Annotated in this window: 18 protein-coding genes and 2 tRNA genes; 11 read left to right on the top strand and 9 right to left on the bottom strand. The window is 71.8% G+C overall.

Annotation, left to right across the window (positions count from 1 at the left end; translation table 11 throughout):
* The first annotated feature begins 43 nt into the window (after positions 1 to 43).
* From P0Y31_RS11115 to P0Y31_RS11105, 3 genes are all read left to right on the top strand, one after another.
* Positions 44 to 502: an acyl-CoA thioesterase gene (locus tag P0Y31_RS11115; protein ID WP_275869335.1), complete on the top strand. Its 459-nt coding sequence runs from the start codon at positions 44 to 46 to the stop codon at positions 500 to 502.
* Positions 499 to 1,137: a hypothetical protein gene (locus P0Y31_RS11110; RefSeq protein ID WP_275869333.1), complete on the top strand. Its 639-nt coding sequence runs from the start codon at positions 499 to 501 to the stop codon at positions 1,135 to 1,137. The genes P0Y31_RS11115 and P0Y31_RS11110 overlap by 4 nt, the downstream gene beginning before the upstream one ends.
* A gap of 110 nt (positions 1,138 to 1,247) precedes the next feature.
* Entirely contained in the window at positions 1,248 to 1,949 is a 702-nt protein-coding gene (locus P0Y31_RS11105) for a GAF and ANTAR domain-containing protein (RefSeq protein ID WP_275809123.1), read from the top strand.
* A 24-nt stretch (positions 1,950 to 1,973) separates the two neighbouring features.
* Here P0Y31_RS11105 and P0Y31_RS11100 read toward each other — a convergent pair whose 3' ends face one another.
* The 6 genes from P0Y31_RS11100 to pepN form a co-directional block, all read right to left on the bottom strand.
* Positions 1,974 to 2,294: a hypothetical protein gene (locus tag P0Y31_RS11100; protein ID WP_275869331.1), complete on the bottom strand. Its 321-nt coding sequence runs from the start codon at positions 2,292 to 2,294 to the stop codon at positions 1,974 to 1,976.
* Between the two features lie 210 nt (positions 2,295 to 2,504).
* The gene (locus P0Y31_RS11095; protein ID WP_275869329.1) at positions 2,505 to 3,299 is read right to left on the bottom strand and encodes a glycerophosphodiester phosphodiesterase; all 795 of its coding nucleotides are present in this window, start codon (positions 3,297 to 3,299) and stop codon (positions 2,505 to 2,507) included.
* A 68-nt stretch (positions 3,300 to 3,367) separates the two neighbouring features.
* Complete coding sequence (locus tag P0Y31_RS11090) at positions 3,368 to 5,074, bottom strand: glycoside hydrolase family 13 protein (protein WP_275869326.1); 1,707 nt, start codon at positions 5,072 to 5,074, stop codon at positions 3,368 to 3,370.
* Between the two features lie 101 nt (positions 5,075 to 5,175).
* The gene (locus tag P0Y31_RS11085; protein WP_275869324.1) at positions 5,176 to 5,571 is read right to left on the bottom strand and encodes a globin; all 396 of its coding nucleotides are present in this window, start codon (positions 5,569 to 5,571) and stop codon (positions 5,176 to 5,178) included.
* 16 nt (positions 5,572 to 5,587) lie between these two features.
* Positions 5,588 to 6,526 carry a mechanosensitive ion channel family protein gene (locus P0Y31_RS11080; RefSeq protein WP_275809109.1) on the bottom strand — a complete coding sequence of 313 codons (939 nt, stop codon included), beginning with the start codon at positions 6,524 to 6,526 and terminating at the stop codon, positions 5,588 to 5,590.
* A gap of 201 nt (positions 6,527 to 6,727) precedes the next feature.
* Entirely contained in the window at positions 6,728 to 9,277 is a 2,550-nt protein-coding gene (gene pepN / locus P0Y31_RS11075; RefSeq protein WP_275869321.1) for an aminopeptidase N, read from the bottom strand.
* A gap of 127 nt (positions 9,278 to 9,404) precedes the next feature.
* Here pepN and P0Y31_RS11070 point away from each other — a divergent pair, with 127 nt between their 5' ends.
* The 3 genes from P0Y31_RS11070 to P0Y31_RS11060 all read left to right on the top strand — a co-directional run bounded on the left by P0Y31_RS11070 (position 9,405) and on the right by P0Y31_RS11060 (position 11,760).
* Complete coding sequence (locus tag P0Y31_RS11070) at positions 9,405 to 10,031, top strand: DsbA family protein (RefSeq protein ID WP_275869319.1); 627 nt, start codon at positions 9,405 to 9,407, stop codon at positions 10,029 to 10,031.
* Positions 10,032 to 10,056: 25 nt separating this feature from the next.
* Complete coding sequence (locus P0Y31_RS11065) at positions 10,057 to 10,536, top strand: ribose-5-phosphate isomerase (RefSeq protein WP_275869317.1); 480 nt, start codon at positions 10,057 to 10,059, stop codon at positions 10,534 to 10,536.
* 108 nt (positions 10,537 to 10,644) lie between these two features.
* Positions 10,645 to 11,760 (top strand): PP2C family protein-serine/threonine phosphatase, encoded by a 1,116-nt coding sequence (locus P0Y31_RS11060; RefSeq protein WP_275869316.1) that lies wholly within the window; start codon positions 10,645 to 10,647, stop codon positions 11,758 to 11,760.
* Positions 11,761 to 11,794: 34 nt separating this feature from the next.
* Here the strand turns inward: P0Y31_RS11060 and P0Y31_RS11055 are convergent, their stop codons facing one another.
* Complete coding sequence (locus tag P0Y31_RS11055) at positions 11,795 to 12,325, bottom strand: DUF4395 domain-containing protein (RefSeq protein WP_275869314.1); 531 nt, start codon at positions 12,323 to 12,325, stop codon at positions 11,795 to 11,797.
* A 202-nt stretch (positions 12,326 to 12,527) separates the two neighbouring features.
* On the opposite strand from P0Y31_RS11055, the gene P0Y31_RS11050 reads away from it, so the two are divergent.
* The 4 genes from P0Y31_RS11050 (at position 12,528) to P0Y31_RS11035 (ending at position 16,554) form a co-directional block, all read left to right on the top strand.
* Positions 12,528 to 14,015, top strand: coding sequence for a S8 family serine peptidase (locus P0Y31_RS11050; protein WP_275869312.1), 1,488 nt, complete (start codon positions 12,528 to 12,530; stop codon positions 14,013 to 14,015).
* Positions 14,016 to 14,111: 96 nt separating this feature from the next.
* Positions 14,112 to 14,792 (top strand): tRNA (guanosine(46)-N7)-methyltransferase TrmB, encoded by a 681-nt coding sequence (gene trmB, locus P0Y31_RS11045; protein WP_275869310.1) that lies wholly within the window; start codon positions 14,112 to 14,114, stop codon positions 14,790 to 14,792.
* Positions 14,793 to 14,899: 107 nt separating this feature from the next.
* Positions 14,900 to 15,424: a hypothetical protein gene (locus P0Y31_RS11040; protein WP_275869308.1), complete on the top strand. Its 525-nt coding sequence runs from the start codon at positions 14,900 to 14,902 to the stop codon at positions 15,422 to 15,424.
* Positions 15,421 to 16,554, top strand: coding sequence for an LLM class flavin-dependent oxidoreductase (locus P0Y31_RS11035; RefSeq protein ID WP_275869306.1), 1,134 nt, complete (start codon positions 15,421 to 15,423; stop codon positions 16,552 to 16,554). Before P0Y31_RS11040 ends, P0Y31_RS11035 begins: the two co-directional genes overlap by 4 nt.
* A 767-nt stretch (positions 16,555 to 17,321) precedes the next feature.
* Here P0Y31_RS11035 and P0Y31_RS11030 read toward each other — a convergent pair.
* Positions 17,322 to 17,395 (bottom strand) — tRNA-Gly (locus P0Y31_RS11030).
* Between the two features lie 82 nt (positions 17,396 to 17,477).
* On the opposite strand from P0Y31_RS11030, the gene P0Y31_RS11025 reads away from it, so the two are divergent.
* Positions 17,478 to 17,554 (top strand) — tRNA-Pro (locus P0Y31_RS11025).
* A 67-nt stretch (positions 17,555 to 17,621) separates the two neighbouring features.
* Here P0Y31_RS11025 and P0Y31_RS11020 read toward each other — a convergent pair.
* Positions 17,622 to 18,593 carry a zinc metalloprotease gene (locus P0Y31_RS11020; RefSeq protein WP_275869304.1) on the bottom strand — a complete coding sequence of 324 codons (972 nt, stop codon included), beginning with the start codon at positions 18,591 to 18,593 and terminating at the stop codon, positions 17,622 to 17,624.
* Between the last annotated feature and the right edge of the window lie 32 nt (positions 18,594 to 18,625).

Genomic DNA, 18,625 nt, shown 5'->3' with positions numbered 1-18,625 from the left:
CCTCGACCCGGGGCGGCGAGGCCGGGATGGGAGGATGGCCCGCATGGCCAACGTGAGAGCAGAGCGATACAGCGCCGACGTCCCGCTGCGCTGGAGCGACATGGACGCCTACGGACACGTCAACAACGTGCAGTTCCTGCGCCTGCTCGAGGACGCGCGGGTCATCGGGTTCCAGGAGTGGTTCGGCGACGAGCGTTCGGTGCTCGACCAGGGCGTCGTCGTCGCGCGCCACGAGATCGAGTACCTCGCCCCCCTGAAGTTCCGGCACGCCCCGATCGCCGTGGACATGTGGGCCACCCGCATCGGCGGCGCCTCCTTCGACCTCGCGTACGAGGTCCGCGACCCGGCGGGGGTCGGCGAGGCGCTCTACGCCCGGGCCGAGACGACCCTGGTGCTGTACAGCTTCGCCGACGGCAAGCCTCGGCGGCTGGCGGAGGCGGAGAAGGCCACCCTGCAGCGGCACGAGGGCGAGCCGGTGCCGTTCCGCTGGCGTCGTCGATGACCGACCTGCGGTTCCCCGACGCCGAGGCCCTCGCCGACCTCGGCACGCTGGTGGCTCGGGCGAAGTCCGTGGACCCCGAGGGTGCCATCAGGTTGCAGGCGCACGGACGCACCCTCGCCGCCTACGTCGGGGTGCTGCCCGGGACCGGGCTGCTGGCGGAGGGCGCCGTCATCGGCCTGCGCACCATGCCGCTGGCCGAGGACTCCGACGTCGACGTGACCGTGCCCCTGGCAGCGGTCTCCGACCGGCTGGCCCGTCGCGACACCGACCCCGGGCAGCCCGCGCTCGCCGTGCCACCGGTGGGCGTGCGAGCCCCGTGGGCCGCGGTGGCCCCACCGCGCGGCGGCTGGGAGCGGGTCGGCAGCCTCGCCGCCGACGTGGTCAACGAGGCCGCGCGCGAGGGGATCGAGGAGGTGGCGCAGGGCACCCCGCAGCAGGCTGGCGGCCACGCGGTGGCTGCGCTGCGTCAGCGGGTCTGGCAGCGCAGCACCACCACCGTGCCGCCCTTCCCTGCGGGCGGTGCCTTCGCGGCATACGTGCTGGGGTTCACCCCGCCCGGCGCCGAGGTCACGGTGTTCGCGCACGGTCGCTGGACGCGGCTGTCCACGCCGCGCGGGCACGTCCTCGTGCGCTGAGCCCCACCTCGCCCGGGGTTGCCCCGAACCGGCGGCACGGGCTCGCCGCCTGCGCGATACTGCTCCTCTCGGGGCGAGGCCCCGCACCTGGGTGAGGAGGTGGCGAGGCGGTGTACGACCACCCCCTGTTCGTCCAGACGCTCTCCGCCTTCACGCACACCCTGCTGACGCCCTACGACACGCAGACGATGCTCGAGGAGCTCACCGACCGGGTGACCGCGGTGCTCAGCCTCACCGGCAGCGGGGTGGCGCTCGCGGTCGACGGCCACCTCACCCTGGCGAGCGCGCTGCCCAACGCGGTGGCCGACCTCGAGCGGCTGCAGGAGCAGCTGGAGGCCGGTCCGACCTGGGACGCCCACCGCACCGGCACGGCGGTCACGGTGACGGACCTGCGTGAGCAGGTGCCCGGCTGGGAAGGCGTACCCGAGGCGGCGGAGCGGCTCGGCCTGCGCGCGGTGGCCGCGGTGCCCATGCGGCTGGGGGAGTGGAGCGTCGGCGCCCTGAGCCTGTATGCCGGCGAGCCCCGGGAGTGGCCCGAGGAGGACGTGGCCGCCGCCGCCGCCCTCGCCGACATGGCGACCGGCTACCTCGTCAACGCCTCGAAGCTGCGCCAGCAGGAGCAGCTCGCCGAGCAGCTGCAGACCGCGTTGGACAGCCGGGTGGTCATCGAGCAGGCCAAGGGCATGGTGGCCGCCGCCGAGGGCATCACCGTCGACGAGGCGTTCGCCCGGATCCGGCGCTACGCGCGCGACCGCAACCTCGTCCTCCGCACGGTGGCCCAGCAGGTGGTCTCCGAGGGGCTGCGTCCGTAGGCGCCCGAAACCCGGGCTGTGCTCCTACGTCCAGGGCGGGCGCGGCCACGACGCCGAGGCCGACCTGGACGCGGCGAGGGTCGCCCCGCCCGCCCGAGCGGCTGGGCCGGGACCCCCGCGCCACGTCGCCCGCCGGGTGCGCAGCTGGGCCACGACCGACCGCTGCCGCGACAGCAGCGGCGCCACCTCGGGGTTGACCACCATGGCCTCGCCGTCCGAGACGAGGAACGGCGTCGAGCGCAGGCGGTCCTCGATGTGCGTCAGCATGCCGAGGAGCTCGCGTACCGACGCGCTCGCCAGGTCCGTCAGGTCGGCGGTGAGAGGGGTCGTGGTCGTGTTGATCATGCGCTGCTCCACGTGGGAATCACCGGGTAGAGGCAGGGCCACCGTGCGGTCCAGAGCAGCGCCACGAGTAAGGATGCGGCCGGGGTCAGGGGCCGTCGATGACATGGAGGTTACGGTGATGTCACGGAGGCGCGCAGGGATTTTCGCAGATTCCCCTGACGTCCGGTCTTTGGTCCCGCTGGCCTGTGGCTGCCCGACGTGACCGTGGTTTCACCCGGCCAGCGTGCCGCCGCGCTCGGTGAGCACCCCGGCCAGGACGTCGATGCGGTCGGAGACGATGCCGTCGACGCCGAGGTCGAGGAGGCGGTGCATCTCGTCGGGGTCGTCGATGGTCCACACGTGCAGGTGCTTGCCGTGGCGGTGCACCCGATCCACCAGGCTCCGGGTCACGAGGGTGACCCGACGGCCCGCCACCGTGTGCTGCGGCGGGATCTGCAGCACCGGGGACGGCGTGCGCAGCCACCGCGTGAGCACGGCAGGACCGAAGCGGAGTGCCGCCACCCCGACCTGCCCGGCGGCCGTGGCCAGCCGGGGCCCGAGGGCGCGGCGGACGGCGCGCAGCCGGCGCTCGGAGAACGACCCGACGCACACCCGGTCGAACGCGTCGTGCTCGCGGATGGTGCGCACGAGCGGCTCGACCGCACCGGGGGCCTTGACGTCGATGTTGACCCGGGCGTCGGGGAACTCCTCGAGCAGGTGGGCGAGGAGGGGGATCTCCTCGGTGCCGTTGATGCGGGCCTCGCGCACCGCGGCATACGGCAGGTCGGCGACGGCGCCGGAGGCGTCGGTGACCCGGTCGAGGTGGGTGTCGTGGAAGGCCAGCAGGTGGCCGTCGGCGGTGGCGTGCACGTCGGTCTCGAGGTAGCGGTAGCCGAGCCGGACCGCGGTGCGGAACGCGGCCAGGGTGTTCTCGAGGTCGAGGTTGTCGGCGTGCAGGGCGCCGCCGCGGTGGGCGAGGCCGATCGGGGTGCTCGCGTCCAGATACGGGAAGTCGGCGGCTCTCACGGCTTCAGTCTGCCGTGGAGCCGCCGACTTCTCTCACCGGTCCCGGTGCGCCGCGTGGCGCGGGCGGGTCAGAGCTCCGCCCACACCGCCGTGTCGGCGGGCACGCGGCCGTCGGCGTCCAGCGGGCCGGAGGCGACCAGCACGCGGGCACCCCCGGGCAGCGCCACCGCCGCGTCGCCGAGGTTGGCCAGCACCAGGGTGGAGCCGTCACCGGCGCCGGTGTTCTCGAGGGCCACCACGGCGTCACCGAGGCCCTCGACGAAGCGCAGCCCACCGGTGCCGAGCGAGCGCTGCCGACGGGTGGCGAGCAGCTGGCGGTAGAGCTCGAGCGTGGACCCGGCAACGCCCTCCTGCTGGTCGACCGCGTACTCGCCGTAGACCGCGGGCTGGGGCAGCCAGGTGCTCTCCGAGGGGCCGAAGCCGAAGGACGGGGCGTCGCCCTGCCACGGCATCGGCACCCGGCACCCGTCCCGGCCGATCTCCTCGCCGCCGGTGCGGTGGAAGGCCGGGTCCTGCCGGTACTCGTGCGGCATGTCGGTGGAGTCCGGCAGGCCGAGCTCCTCGCCCTGGTAGAGGTAGGCGCCGCCGGGCAGGCCGAGCATCAGGGTGGTCGCAGCGCGGGCGCGCTTCAGGCCGAGCTCGCGCTCGGGCTGCGGGTCGGCGGCACTGATGCCGTTGGGGCGCTTGCTGCCGACCGGCAGGCCGAGGCGCGAGGCGTGGCGCACCACGTCGTGGTTCGACAGCACCCAGGTGCTCGGCGCGCCCACGGAGTCCGCGGCCTGGAGCGACGACGCGATGACTGCGCGCAGGTCGTCGGCACGCCAGGCGGTGCCGAGGAAGTCGAAGTTGAACGCCTGGTGCATCTCGTCGCTGCGGACGTACATCACCGCGCGCTCCTGCGGCTCCACCCACGCCTCGGCGCACAGGATGCGATCGGGATGGCCGTAGGAGTTGAGGATCTCGCGCCACCGGCGGTAGATCTCGTGGACGCCGTCCTGGTCCCACATCGGGGGCTTGGGGGAGTCGGCGCCGTGGCGGCCCTCGTCGAGCAGGTGCAGGTCGGCGCTCCAGTGCGGCAGGCCCTGCTCCTTGATGAGGCCGTGCGCCACGTCGACGCGGAAGCCGTCGACGCCGCGGTCGAGCCAGAAGCGCAGGATCGACTCGAACTCGGCGCGCACCTCGGGGTGCTCCCAGTTGAAGTCGGGCTGCTTGGAGTCGAACAGGTGGAGGTACCACTGGCCGTCCTCGACGCGGGTCCACGCCGACCCGCCGAAGACCGAGTGCCAGTCGTTCGGCGGCTCGCTGCCGTCGTCGCCCTGGCCGTCGCGGAACATGTAGCGCTCGCGCTCGGGGCTGCCCGGGCCGGCGGCCAGCGCGGCCTGGAACCACTCGTGCTCGTCGGAGGAGTGGTTGGGCACGAGGTCGACGATCACCTTCAGGCCCAGCTCGCGGGCGGCGGCCAGCATGGCGTCGGCGTCCTCGAGGGTGCCGAAGAGCGGGTCGATGTCGCGGTAGTCGGCCACGTCGTAGCCGGCGTCGGCCTGCGGGGAGCGGTAGAACGGCGAGAACCACACCGCGTCGACGCCGAGCGCCTTGAGGTACGGCAGTCGCGCGGTCACGCCGGGCAGGTCGCCGATGCCGTCGCCGTTACCGTCGGCCCAGGACCGCGGGTAGATCTGGTAGATGACGGCGCTGCGCCACCACGCGGCGTCGGGGGAGTCCGGCGCGTGCAGCAGCTCAGCGGTGCGGGCGGGGGAGTCGAGAACGTCGGTCACGGGCCACCATGATCCACGAGTTGCCGCGCGGAGTGAACTTCATTTCGCAAAGTCTTGCGAATCGAGCAAGAAATTTCACACTGTCGTGACCGTCGTTGCGTTCAGTCCTCGAAGGCGTTGACGAGCGAGTGGGCGGCCCGCTCGAGGTAGTCGCGCAGCAGCAGGTCGTCGGCCGGGGCGAGGTCGAGGGTGTCGACGGCGGCCATCATGTGCAGCAGCCACCGGTCGCGCTGGGCCGGCGTGACCTTGAAGGGCACGTGCCGCATCCGCAGCCGCGGGTGGCCCCGTTGCTCGGAGTAGGTCGTCGGGCCACCCCAGTACTGCTCGAGGAACATCCGCAGGCGGTCCTCGGCGGGCCCGAGGTCCTCCTCGGGGTAGAGCGCCCGCAGGTCGGGGTCGCCGGCCACCCCGCGGTAGAACTCGTGGACGAGCTTGCGGAAGGTCTCGTGCCCGCCGACCTGGTCGTAGAAGCTCTGCTGCTGCCCCGCTGGAATCACCGGGACAGTCTCTCACTCACCGCCCAGCAGGTCCGAACGGCGTCAGTGGCGGCCCCTGCACCCCGGCCGCGTCGAAGGCGGCCTTGACGCGCTCGCGGATCTCGCGGGAGACGCCGTACTGCTGCTCGGGGGCGGTCTTGGCCAGCACGCGGATCGTGACGGCCGTACCGCTGACGGACTCGACACCGAGCACCTGCGGCTCCTCGAGGAGCATGTCCTTCCAGGCCGGCTCCTCGTCCAGGCGGTGCACGACCTCGCGGATGAGCGGGATGACCTTCTCGAGGTTCTCTGCGTAGGAGACCGGGATGTCGACGAGCGCGGTCGACCAGCCCTGGCTCTTGTTGCCGATCCGGATGATCTCGCCGTTGCGGACGTACCAGACGACGCCGCTGGGGTCGCGCAGCCGCGTCACCCGCAGCGAGACCTCCTCCACGGTGCCGATGGCCTCGCCGGTGTCGACGATGTCACCGACGCCGTACTGGTCCTCGAGGATCATGAAGATCCCGGAGAGGAAGTCCTTCACGAGGCTCTGCGCGCCGAAGCCGAGGGCCACACCACCGACACCGGCGGTGGCGAGCAGTGGGGCGAGGTCGACACCGACCGTCGACAGGATCGTCAGGGTCGTGAGGATCGCGATGGCGATGGTGACGATGTTGCGCAGCAGCGACCCCATGGTCAGGGTGCGCTGGCGGTGACGCTCGTGCGCGATGCCCGTGGCGTTGCTGAGCACCCGGCTGGCACGGCCGCCCTGCTTCTCCCGCCGGGCATCGGCCTTGGCCAGCGTGACGTTGACGACCCGGTCGATCGAGCGGTTCAACAGCCACCGCAGCACCACGGCCGCGAGCAGGGTCACCAGCACCATCAGGGGCCAGCCGGAGAACCACTCCCACGCGCTCTCGGGTGTCACCGCGGAGATGGTCTCCACGAACTGGTCCAGCACCAAGCTCAACGTCATGCGGGCCATTGTTCCCATGACGGGCAGCCCGATTCGAAACGGGCACGCCCGCTGCGCACGGCACTGTGAACCGACTCACGCTCTGGGGCGCGCGATGGCCCGCTCGAGGCAGCGAGCCAACGACCTCGTATGCCGGGGGCGCGCCTGAGGCGGCCCGTGACCGTGGGAGGCGAGCCCCCGGCATACAAGGTCGGTGCGGCGTCAGCCCCGGGCGTCGCGCTCCTGCGCCCGCAGCGCGCGGGCGATGCTGTCGCGGTTCTCCGAGACCAGGCGCACGAGCGCGGCGGGGGCGTCGCGGTGGGCGTCGAGCCAGGCCTGGGTTGCGTCGAGCAGCTCCTGGTTCGCCAGGGCGGCCGGGTAGAACTGCTGGACGATCGACTCGGCGATCGCGTGCGTGCGCCTGTCCCAGACCTCGAGCAGCATCGCGTGGTAGTTCTCGACGTACGGAAGCAGCAGCGTCGGGTCGACCGCACGGCCGAAGCCGAGGCTCGTCGCGTCGAGCACGCTGTTGGGCAGCTGGTCGGACTCCACGCCGGCCGCCCAGGCCGCTGCCTTGGCCTCGGGTGTGGGGCGGGCCGCCAGCGCGCGGGCCTCGCGCTCGCGACCGGTCGAGGTGTTGTCGCGCTCGCGCTCGGCGCGCACCTGCGCCTCGTCGGCTGCGCCGGCGGCCGCCATCGAGGTCAGCAGCGTCCACCGCATCTCGGTGTCGATGGCCAGGCCGTCGAGCACCTCGGTGCCCTCGAGCAGGCCACGGACGTAGCCGGCGTCCTCGGCGGAGGTGAGCATGCCGGCATACGCGGTGACCAGCTGGAGCTGGGCGTCGCTGCCGGGCTCGGCCCGCAGCGCCAGCTCCTTGAGGGCGGCGACCGTGGCGGCCAGGGTCTCGGCCCGGTGCTCCGGCGCCAGGTACAGGAGCACGGTGGTCTGCAGCTGGCCCAGCAGGGTGCGCAGCAGGGTCGAGTCGGTCTCGCCCGGGAGCGACGCGAGCACGAGGTCGACGAACGCACGGCCCGGCATCTCCGCGTCGCGGGTCATGTCCCAGGCGGCGCCGAGGACGAGGGCGCGCGGCAGGCTGTCCTGGAACCCGCGGGGGTGGGCGAGCGCGGTGGCGAGCGAACGCTCGTCGAGACGGATCTTGGCGTAGGCCAGGTCGTCGTCGTTGACGAGCAGCAGGTCGGGCTGCGTCTTGCCGACGAGCTCGGGCACGTCGGTGCTCTCGCCTTCGACGTCCAGCTCGAGGCGGTCGGTGCGCACCAGGGCATCACCCTCGACGGCATACAGGCCCACCGCGAGGCGGTGCGGGCGCAGCGTCTCGAAGCCCTCGGCATACGTCTGCACGATCCGGGCCGAGGTGATCACGCCCTGGTCGTCGACCTCCACCTCGGGGCGCAGCGTGTTGACGCCGGCGGTCTCGAGCCAGAGCTTGCTCCACGTGTCAAGGTCGCGGCCCGAGGTGGCGGCCAGCTCGTCGAGCAGGTCGGCCAGGGTGGTGTTGCCCCAGGAGTGCTTGGCGAAGTAGGCGCGCAGGCCGGCGACGAACGGCTCACGGCCGACGTAGGCGACGAGCTGCTTGAGCACGGAGGCGCCCTTGGCGTAGGTGATGCCGTCGAAGTTGACCTCGACGTCCTCGAGGTCGCGGATCGGGGCGACGATCGGGTGGGTCGAGGAGAGCTGGTCCTGCCGGTAGGCCCACGCCTTCTCGGAGGTGCCGAAGGTGGTCCAGGCGGTCTCCCACTGGGTGGCCTCGGCCTGGCAGGTGGTCGACGCCCACTCGGCGAACGACTCGTTGAGCCACAGGTCGTTCCACCACTTCATCGTCACGAGGTTGCCGAACCACATGTGGGCCAGCTCGTGGAGGATCGTCAGCGCACGGCGCTCGATGATGGCCTCGGTGACCTTGGCGCGGAAGACGTAGATCTCGTTGATGGTGACCGCGCCGGCGTTCTCCATCGCGCCCATGTTGTACTCCGGCGTGAACAGCTGGTCGTACTTGGCGAACGGGTACTCGCTGTCGAACTCGTTCTCGAAGAACGCGAAGCCCCGCTTGGTGCAGTCGAAGATGTTGTCGGCGTCGAGGTGCTGCAGCATCGACTTGCGGCAGAAGATGCCCAGCGGCACGGTGCCCTTGCGGGTCTCCACCTCGTCGCGCACGACGGCATACGGGCCGGCGACCAGCGCCGTGATGTAGCAGGACATCGGCGGGGTCGCCTCGAACGCCCAGGTGGCCACGCCGTCGCGCACCGGCGTCGGCTCGGGGGTGGGGGAGTTGGAGACGACCTCCCAGTGGCTCGGCGCCGTGACCGTGAAGGCGTAGGTCGCCTTGAGGTCGGGCTGCTCGAACACGGCGAACATGCGGCGGCAGTCGGCGACCTCGAACTGCGAGTAGAGGTAGACCTCGTTGTCGACCGGGTCGACGAAGCGGTGCAGGCCCTCGCCGGTGTTCATGTAGACGCCGGTTGCGTCGATGGTGAGCTCGTTGCGCTCGGCCAGGCCGGGCACCTGCACACGCACGCCGTCGAAGTGCTCGGACGGGTCGAGGGAGGTTCCGTTGAGGGTGATGGACTCGACCGACTCGGCGATGAGGTCGATGAAGGTGGAGGCGCCCGGCTCGGGGCTGGAGAACGTCACCGTGGTGGTGGTCCGGAACGTCTTCTCGGAGGTGGTCAGGTCGAGCGCGACGTCATAGTGGTCGACACTCACGATCGCGGCGCGGGCGATGGCCTCGTCGCGAGTCAGGTTCTTGCCGGGCACGGGAAGTCTCCTGGTGGTCTGGGCGTGGATGGCGGCCATGATGGCACGCCGGTCAGCGGCCCCGGCAGGGCATGAGGCCCTCTGCCCGTTGAGGCCCGATTCGCCGCGAATGGCAGAATGTTGCGCTATGAGTGACTCCACGAACCTCCACACCCGCTCGGCTGCAGAGTTCTGGTTCGACCCGCTGTGCCCCTGGGCCTGGATGACCTCGCGGTGGATGACCGAGGTCGAGCAGGTGCGCCCGGTGGACGTCACCTGGTCGGTCATGAGCCTGTCCGTCCTCAACGAGGGGCGCGACCTGCCCGAGGAGTACCGCTCGCTGATGGAGCGCGGCTGGGGTCCGGTCCGCGTGATCACCGCCGCCGCGCGCGAGTACGGCGACAAGGTCGTCAAGCCGCTGTATGACGCGATGGGCACCCGGATCCACGTGCAGGACAACAAGGACTTCGACGCGGTGATCGCCGAGGCGCTCGACGAGGTGGGCATCGACCCCGGCCTCGCGCGGTTCGCCGGCAGCGACGAGGTCGACGACCTCCTGCGGGCCAGCCACCAGCGCGCCATCGACCTGGTCGGCGACGAGGTGGGCACCCCGGTCGTGGCCGTCAACGGGGTCGCCTTCTTCGGGCCGGTGGTCAGCCCGGCCCCCAAGGGCGAGGACGCCGGAAGGCTCTGGGACGGTTGTGTCCTGGTGGCCGGTACGCAAGGGTTCTTCGAGCTCAAGCGGAGCCGCACGGTAGGCCCGATCTTCGACTAGGCCCGAACTGACGAGGAGAACGTCCATGCGCGTCCACATCGGCGGCGACCACGCCGCATACGAGCTGCTCAACGAGCTCGTCGCCTTCCTCGAGGAGGAGGGGCACGAGGTGACCAACCACGGCCCGCACGACTACGACGCGCTGGACGACTACCCGGTCTTCTGCCTGCGGGCGGCCGAGGGCGTGGCCGCCGACCCCGGCTCGCTCGGCATCGTGCTCGGCGGCTCGGGCAACGGCGAGCAGATGGCCGCCAACAAGGTCGCCGGCATCCGGGCTGCCCTCTGCTACAACGAGGAGCTGGCGCGGCTGGCCCGTGAGCACAACAACGCGCTCGTGCTGTCGATCGGCGCCCGGATGAACAGCAGTGACGAGGCCAAGGCCATGGTGCGGACCTTCCTGGGCACCGAGTACTCCGGAGATGCCCGCCACCAGCGGCGGATCGACATGCTGACTGCCTACGAGCAGTCCGGTGCCCTGCCGCCCCTGCCGGGTTCTGTGGATTGACGGTGGCGGAGCAGGGCCCAGTCACTAGGCTGTGCCGGCGGGCTGAGCGCCGGCCCGCATCGACCCCCTGCCCGGATGCGGTCCGGCCGTTGCGAGGTGCCGTACGACGTGGAAGTCCATAGCGAGGTGATGGCCCGCCGCCGGCGGGCCATCCGCCTTCAGCGCTACCTGCGCGCGCACCCGAGCGCCATCTGGACGCGGGCGGTGCAGCCCGCCACGGCGACCGTGCTCAGCGTCGGCGCGCTGCTCACCGCCATCGCGATGCACCAGTGGCCCACCGTCGTGCCCTTCTCCGGGTTCATCCCCTTCGCGGTGCTGGCGGGCCTGTTGCTGCGGCCGCGCCACCTGGCGGTCGTCGACGGGGTCCTGGTGGTCTGCGCCGCGTGGGCGGCCATCGAGCGCAGCGAGGGCGACCCGCTCGTCTACCTCAACGCCTTCGTGGTGCTGCTTCTGGTGATGGTCATCATGTTCTCGGTGGCCACCTCCCGGGCCCGGCTCGGCGTGCAGGGGAGCCTCGGCGAGACCATGCTCGTCGACCTGCGGGACCGGCTGCTCACCCAGGGCGAGCTGCCCGACCTCCCGCGGGACTGGGGCGCCGAGCTGTGCGTGCTGTCGGCCTACGGCGACTCCTTCTCGGGCGACTTCGTCGTCACGAGCAAGACCGACGGATGCCTGGAGATCGCCCTGGTAGACGTCTCCGGCAAGGGTGTCGCCGCCGGGACGCGGTCGCTGCTGCTGTCGGGCGCCTTCGGCGGCCTGCTGGGCTCCATGCCGGTCGACCGGTTCCTACCCGCAGCCAACGCCTACCTGATGCGCCAGCACTGGGACGAGGGCTTCGCGACCGCGGCGCACGCCTTCATCGACCTCGAGACCGGTGCCTTCAGCATCGGCTCCGCGGGTCACCCGCCGGTCGCCCGCTTCTCGGCCGGGTCGGGCCGCTGGGAGATGCTCGAGGCCGTGGAGGGACCGGTCCTCGGAGTCAGCGAGGGGGTCGGCTTCCCGCGCACCACCGGCATGCTTCAGCGCGGTGACGCGCTGCTGCTCTACACCGACGGCGTGATCGAGACCCGCACCCGCGACCTGCGCGACGGCATCGACCGCATGCTCGGCACCGCCGAACGGATGATCACCCGCGGGTTCGAGGGCATGGCCGAGCGGATGTGCGTCTCAGCCCGGGCGGGCGAGACCGACGACCGCGCGGCGGTCATCGTGTGGCGCCGCTGACCGGACGCGCAGCGACCGGTCCGGCGCAGGCTGCTCAGGCGGACGCGCCTGCCTGAGCCCCAGTGCTGGAGGAGCGCCGGGTCAGGTCGGCGCAGTCGAGGCAGATCTCCTCGGGCACGAGCCCGGTGCGCATGAGCAGGCCGAACAGCACGCACCCGACGCAGAAGCCGAAGAAGGCCTCGAGGGCGGGGAAGAGCACCATGACCACGCCGATCACGAGCACCGCGGTGCCGGCCGCCGAGGACCCGGTCAGGGTGGCCACGAGCCCGAGGATGGCTGCGGCGCCGGTCATGACCGCCCCGATGCTCGCGGCGAACCGCTTCGGCGGCCCCGCCGTGTAGCGCGGCGCGGCCGCCACTCGCGGACGGACGAAGCGCTGGATGCCCCGGGCCAGCGGGCTGGCCGACGGACCCCATCCGGCGCGGAGGACGAACTCGGCAGCGAGGACGGCATACAGCCACCACTGGCCGATCGCCAGCGCCAGGGCGGACACGACGAGGACGCCACCGGCGATGAGGCGGACGTTGACGTCGTCGACGATGCTGGGGAAACGAGAGATGCGCACGCCGCATTATCACCGACATAACCACTGGTTATCGAATGCGCGGTCCAGGTTCTCGCGATGCGGACGGTGGCGAGCCGGTCCGCACCCCCCGTGGATCTTGACGCTTTCTTGAACCGCGGACCATTGACCCCGGTTTGTCCGACTTGTCAGGGTCCACAGGGGGTGCGCACCCGCGCGACCCCACGACCAGGAGGACACCGTCTTGACCCCTTCGACATCACGCCTGGGCCACAAGCTCATCGCACTGTCCCTGACCGCGGCCTGCGGCACCGCCGGCGTCATCGCCGCCTCGCCGGCCGTCGCCGAGCCGCTCGGCGCGCCGACCTCGTTCGTCGTCGTCCAGGGCGGCACCGGCACCGACAAGGCTGTCGCCGCCACCAAGGCCGCGGGCGGCACCGTCACCATGGAGTGGCCGCAGATCGGCGTCGTGATCGCCGAGGCCTCCGACGACGAGTTCGACGACATCGCCCGTGGCGAGTCGGGCATCGTCGCGGCCGGCCCCACTCGCGCCCTGCACGCCTTCCAGCCGCCGACCGCGCCCGCCACCGGCACCGTGAGCGGGCTCGGTCCCGGCACGTCCGGTGGTGACGACACCGCGGAACCGCTGAACGACAAGCAGTGGGACATGCGGATGATCAAGGCCGACAAGGCGCACCTGAAGACCGACGGCAACCGCGACATCACCGTCGGCGTCCTCGACTCCGGCATCGAGGCCGACCACCCCGACCTCGCCGCCAACGTCGACCCGTCGCAGTCGGTGAGCTGCGTCGACAAGGGCGTGCCCAACACCGCACCGAGCGCGTGGGGCCGCAGCGGCTCCGACCACGGGACGCACGTGGCGGGCACGATCGCCGCAGCGCGCAACGGCGTCGGCATCGTCGGTGTCGCTCCCAACGTCAAGCTGGCCGCCGTCAAGGTGGTCGACGACGACGGCTACATCTACCCGGAGTACGCCATCTGCGGCTTCATCTGGGCCGCCGAGAAGGGCATGGAGGTCACCAACAACTCCTACTTCATCGACCCGTACTACCTGTGGTGCAAGGCCAACGAGGACGAGAAGGCGGTCATCACCGCCGTCGAGCGGGCGCTGAAGTACTCGGAGAAGAAGGACGTCGTCAACGTCGCCTCCTCCGGCAACTCGCGCTGGGACCTCTCCAAGCCGATCGCGGACTCGGGCAGCCCCAACAACCACCCCGTCGGTGAGGAGCCCGAGGTCCGCTACACGAACCACAAGTGCTACGACATGCCGGCCGAGCTCGACAACGTCGTGACCGTCTCCTCCGTGGGCCCGACCGCCGAGAAGGCCTACTACTCCAACTACGGCTACAACGTCATCGACGTCACCGCCCCCGGCGGCGACGCCTGGCTGAACTGGAACGCGCCGAAGTCCAACCCCGCCGACGCGATCCTCTCGAGCACCAAGGGCGGCACCTGGGGCTACAAGCAGGGCACGTCGATGGCCGGCCCACACGCCGCCGGCGTCGTGGCGCTGGTGCGCGGCGCCGACACCAGCCTGAACAACCAGCAGGCGGTGAAGACGCTGCAGCAGGAGGCCGACACCCTGGCCTGCCCCGAGGTCTACGACTACACCGACGACGGGGTCGCCGACGCCACCTGCGAGGGCGGCGCGAAGGGCACCGGGTTCTACGGGGCAGGCATGGTCGACGCCCTCGAGGCCGTCACTCCCTGACGCCCACGAGCTTCCCCCTGCCGGGGCCCGGCCGCACGTGCGGCCGGGCCCCGGTCCGCTCAGGGCAGGTCCTGCGGTGACCTACCCTTGACGCCCGTGACCAGTCAGCCTCGCGTGCGCACCTACAACGCCCGTCGCGGCCGGATGTCCCCGCTCACCCAGAGCCGGCTCGCGGAGCTCGGGCCGCGGCACGGCATACCGGAGGGACCGCTCGAGCCCGAGGCGGCGTTCGGTCGCCGAGCCCCGCTCGTGCTCGACATCGGCTGCGGCCACGGAGCGGCCGCCATCGCGTATGCCGTGGAGCACCCCGGGCACGACGTCCTCGCCGTGGACGTCCACCCACCAGGGGTTGCGCGCATGCTCGCGGCGGCCGACGCGCGGGGAGTGCGGAACCTGTGGGCCCACATCGGTGACGCGGTCGCGCTGCTCGAGACGCGCATCGCCCCGCGCTCGCTGCACGCGGTGCACCTGTTCTTCCCCGACCCGTGGCCCAAGGCGCGGCACCTCAAGCGGCGCTTCATCCGCGAGCACACCCTCGACCTCATCGCCGACCGGCTCGAGCCGGGCGGCGCGCTGCTCGTCGCGACCGACCATCAGAGCTATGCCGCGCACGCCCTCGACGAGCTCGAGGCCCACCGCGGGTTCGCGGTCGGCGCGGCCGCGCGTCCGGCGTGGCGGCCCCACGACGGGTTCGAGGCCAAGGGCCTCGCCGCGGGACGGTCCGTCACCGACCTGCGGGCCGTCGTGCGGCTCTCGGGCGGGCGGCGCACGGGCTGAGTCCCCCCGGGTCCCGCCCCGGGACCTTGGCCACTGGCGACGACGGCTGTGCCGGGCGACGTTGGGGGCCGGAGCCTGCACGCGGGTGCGGCTCGAGGCTCGTCCCTGTGACGGGAGGTGGCATCGTGCTCGAGCTCGTCTCGACAGCCGTGGTGCCCGGGGCCCGCGCGGGTGAGGTGCTGCGGTTCATGCTGGAGCCGACAGACTCGGCGTACCGGTCGTGGTGGCCAGGGGTGCACGACCGGTTCCACGTCACGTTCCGCAGCCGCCGGCCCGACCACGTGGGCGACCGGGTCCTGATGGACGAGCGGGTCGGACGGCGGCGGCTGAGGTTCGCCGGAAAGGTCGTCGAGGTCGTCGCGGACCGTCGGGTCGTGTGGCAGCTGCACCAGGGCGTGCCGCTGCCGGTGCGCCTGCGCCTCGACCTCGAGGACGCCCCTGCCTGCAGCGACGAGGTCCCCTCCGTGCGGGTGCGCCACACGGTCCGGGCGGGGTGGGCAGGGCCCGGCCGGGTCGCCGATCCGCTCTTCGGGCTCTACCTGTCCAGTCGCTTCGCCGCCGACCTCGATGACCACGTGCGCACCGAGTTCGCCCGGCTCGGTGCCGTCCTCAGCGGGGGGCGGTCCCGTTGAGCGGACGGGTGCGGGTCGGGTTGCAGCTGGGCACCCAACCGCCCCTGAGCGCAGCGCGGGCCTACCTGCTGGCGGCTCGGGCGATGCGGCTGGACTCGGTCATGGTCATCGACCACTTCCAGAACCTCTTTCCCAGCGTGCTCTGGGACCAGGACTTCACCTGGCTGGCCAAGCGCAAGCCCACCCCGCACGACCACCTCGACTACCAGGCGCTCATGGGCTGGGTCGCCTCCCGGGCCGGCCGTCTGCAGCTCGGCGTCGGCGTCACCGACCCCATCCGACGTCACCCCGTCGTTATCGCCCAGTCCCTGATGACCGTCGCGCACATGACCGACCGGGCCCCGGTGCTCGGCATCGGGTCCGGGGAGCTGCTCAACATCACGCCCTACGGGCTCGAGTACGCCGGGCGCACCAGTCGGCTCGAGGAGGCGCTGCAGATCATCCGACTCTGTCTGGACGCCGGTGCGCCCGGTCCGCTGAACTTCACCGGACGGCACTTCCGCCTCGACGACGCCCGCGTGGACCTGCGCGCCCCCAAGGGCCGGAACCCGAGGGTGTGGGTCGCCGCGCACGGGCCCCGCACCCTGAGGCTGGTCGGCCGGTACGGCGACGGCTGGTACCCGACCATGGTCACCAGCCCCGAGCAGTACGCGACCCAGCTGGCCACGGTTCGGGACGCCGCCGGCGCGGTCGGCCGCAACCCCGCCTCCGTCACCGCGGCACTGCACCGGTTCACCGTCATCGGCCGCACCGAGGCCCGGGCCCGCGCCATGCTCGACACCGGCCCCATCCGGGCTCTCGCGCTCGTCGTGCCCGCTGCCCAGTGGCGGGCCGTCGGGGCCACCCACCCGTTCGGGGACGACTTCACCGGCCTCGGGCAGTACCTGCCCGAGCAGCAGGGCAGGGCCGACCTCGAGCGCGCCATCGCAGCCGTCCCGACCGAGCTCCTCACCCGGGGGCCGCTCCTGTGGGGCACCGTCGAGCAGGCGGTGCGCCGGCTGCGCGAGTACCAGGAGGCCGGGCTCGAGCACGTCGTGCTGTCGCCGGTATCCGGGCTGGTCTCCCCGGGCGCCGCCATGGAAGGGCTGTACGCCACCGGCGCCATTGCCCGGGCGCTGCGCCGCGACTGAGCCCTCCGTCTGCAGTTACGGGGTTCCCGGGTCGCCTGGGTCGGGGAGCCTGTGCTCGGTGAACGGCACGTCCAGGTGGCGTCGGGCGAGCTGCCGCTGCAGCGCGGTGGTGAACAGTCCCTGACCCGGGTCGCTCCGCAGCTGCGACCACCTCGTCGGTCAACCAGCCACGTGTGAGGTCGTGGCTCGACCGGCCGACCCGACGCGCGGCCACACCGAGATCCATCGTGGTCCTCACACCGCAGCTCGGCGAGCCTGCGACCCCCACCACGGCCACCACGTCCACGCCCGCTCCGGCAGCGTCGGCGACATCGCGCACCACGGTGCGGGCCGGGCGGGAGTACCGCCACCGCAGGTACCGCTCGATCACCGGCAGCACCAGCGGAGCCACAGCCGTCACCCTCCGGTGGGCGAGCGCCCACAACATCGGCGGCCGGCGCACCCCGCCCCATGAGCGCTGCTCCGGGCACGGCATCTGCACCAGCCCCACCCCAGCGTCCATGTACGGCCGCAGGGCCGCCGTAACCGCGCCCGGGCACGCGGCACCGCCGGGGTACCGGGTGTTCTGGTTGAGCAGGCAGTGCGAGAGCACGACCACCCGGCCACTGCACCCGTCCGACAGTTCGGGAGGCACGCGTGAAGCAGGCGGTCGCTGGTCCACCCGTTCACGATGCCCCCCGACCCGCCGCTCGGCAGGGCCGCAGGTCCCTAGCGGAACACGACGAAGCCGCAGGTCGGGGGAGGGCCTTGACCTGCGGCTTCGTGGGTGGAGCGGGTGACGAGAATCGAACTCGCGTAGCCAGTTTGGAAGACTGGGGCTCTACCATTGAGCTACACCCGCGTGGACCCCGGCCGGGGGCCGAGGATCCGAGGCGCTAGCCTAATGCCCGCTCTCGCGAGTGCTGAAATCGGCTCGCCGGGAACGGGGTATGGCGCAGGTTGGTAGCGCGTCCGCTTTGGGAGCGGAAGGCCGCCGGTTCAAATCCGGCTACCCCGACCACCACATCGTGGTTCGAGGTGGAGACGCCGGGTTTCCTCGGCGTCTCCACCTCGACCGGGGAAGGCTCTCAGCCCTTGCTTCCGGCCCCACTGGCGCGGAAGGCGACCCACGCGTCGCTCATCCGCTCGGCCTGGCCGCGCGTGAACATGTCCATGCAGGAGTCCTGCGTGTAGTCCATGAAGTTGTGGATCGGGTCGTTGCCCGGCGCGGCGCAGGTGTCGGCTCCCACCGGGCAGTTGAACTGCGGCTGGGCCTCCTTCGGGGTGTCGGCGACGTAGTCGCCCGAGGCCGAGCAGCCGTGGGCGAAGGTGTGCTCCAGCATCAGCCAGTGGCCGACCTCGTGGGTCAGGGTGTCGCCGAGGGCGTACTTGCCCGCCGTGCCACCGGGCATCGACTCGTCGAGGAGCACCACGCCGTCGATGTAGTCGCGGCCGTTGTTGTAGCCCTTGGGGAAGTAGGCCCAGCCGAGCAGCCCGCCGCCGATGTCGGCGGAGTAGACGTTGAGCGTTCGGGAGTCGCCTTCGTGGAGGGCCGCCTTCATGTCACGCTCGTTCTTGCCGGGCACCACGGTGTACCAGCTGGGGTCCACGACCCAGTTGATCTTGGCCAGCGAGAACCGGAACGGGGTGTCCGCGGCGGCCGCTGCGGTCTGACCAGAGAACGCGGCGTTGAGGACGTCCATCTGGTCGTTGATCATGGTCGTCATCCGCTGCGTCTCGGCCGCGGTCAGGGGGTGGTCCGAGATGGAGTGGAAGACCGTCTCCACGTTGACCGTCCCGTCGCCGAGGTAGGCCGAGTCGGGCAGGACCCCGTATGCCTTGGCCTCGTTGTCCGGGTAGAGCTTCGGCTCCTCCGCGGTGGCGCCGTCGGCGACGCGGGCAGCAGTGCCCAGCGTGCTGCCGGGTTCGCAGGCTGCTGCGCCGGCAGAGGGTCCGCCGGTCGGCGCGGCGCTCACTGCGCCGGACGCGGCGCCGGTGGCCAGGACGGCCGCTGCCGCGGCCCCCACGACGGCCAGGCGCAGGGAAGAGGTTCTTCGCATCGTCAATACCTTTCGCTGTACGGAGCCCCGGT

Origin of the sequence: Knoellia sp. 3-2P3 (assembly GCF_029223115.1) — a bacterium.
GTDB lineage: Bacteria > Actinomycetota > Actinomycetes > Actinomycetales > Dermatophilaceae > Pedococcus_A.
The sequence above is the reverse complement of the archived record's forward strand: the minus strand, read 5'-3'. Positions and strand labels throughout refer to the sequence as shown.

Bases quoted from the DNA above. Each gene is read 5' to 3' on its own strand.
- P0Y31_RS11100 (WP_275869331.1), bottom strand. From the start codon at position 2,294: ATGATCAACACGACCACGACCCCTCTCACCGCCGACCTGACGGACCTG.
- P0Y31_RS11020 (WP_275869304.1), bottom strand. From the start codon at position 18,593: ATGCGAAGAACCTCTTCCCTGCGCCTGGCCGTCGTGGGGGCCGCGGCA.
- P0Y31_RS11110 (WP_275869333.1), top strand. From the start codon at position 499: ATGACCGACCTGCGGTTCCCCGACGCCGAGGCCCTCGCCGACCTCGGC.
- P0Y31_RS11065 (WP_275869317.1), top strand. From the start codon at position 10,057: ATGCGCGTCCACATCGGCGGCGACCACGCCGCATACGAGCTGCTCAAC.
- P0Y31_RS11080 (WP_275809109.1), bottom strand. From the start codon at position 6,526: ATGACGTTGAGCTTGGTGCTGGACCAGTTCGTGGAGACCATCTCCGCG.
- P0Y31_RS11070 (WP_275869319.1), top strand. From the start codon at position 9,405: ATGAGTGACTCCACGAACCTCCACACCCGCTCGGCTGCAGAGTTCTGG.
- P0Y31_RS11115 (WP_275869335.1), top strand. From the start codon at position 44: ATGGCCAACGTGAGAGCAGAGCGATACAGCGCCGACGTCCCGCTGCGC.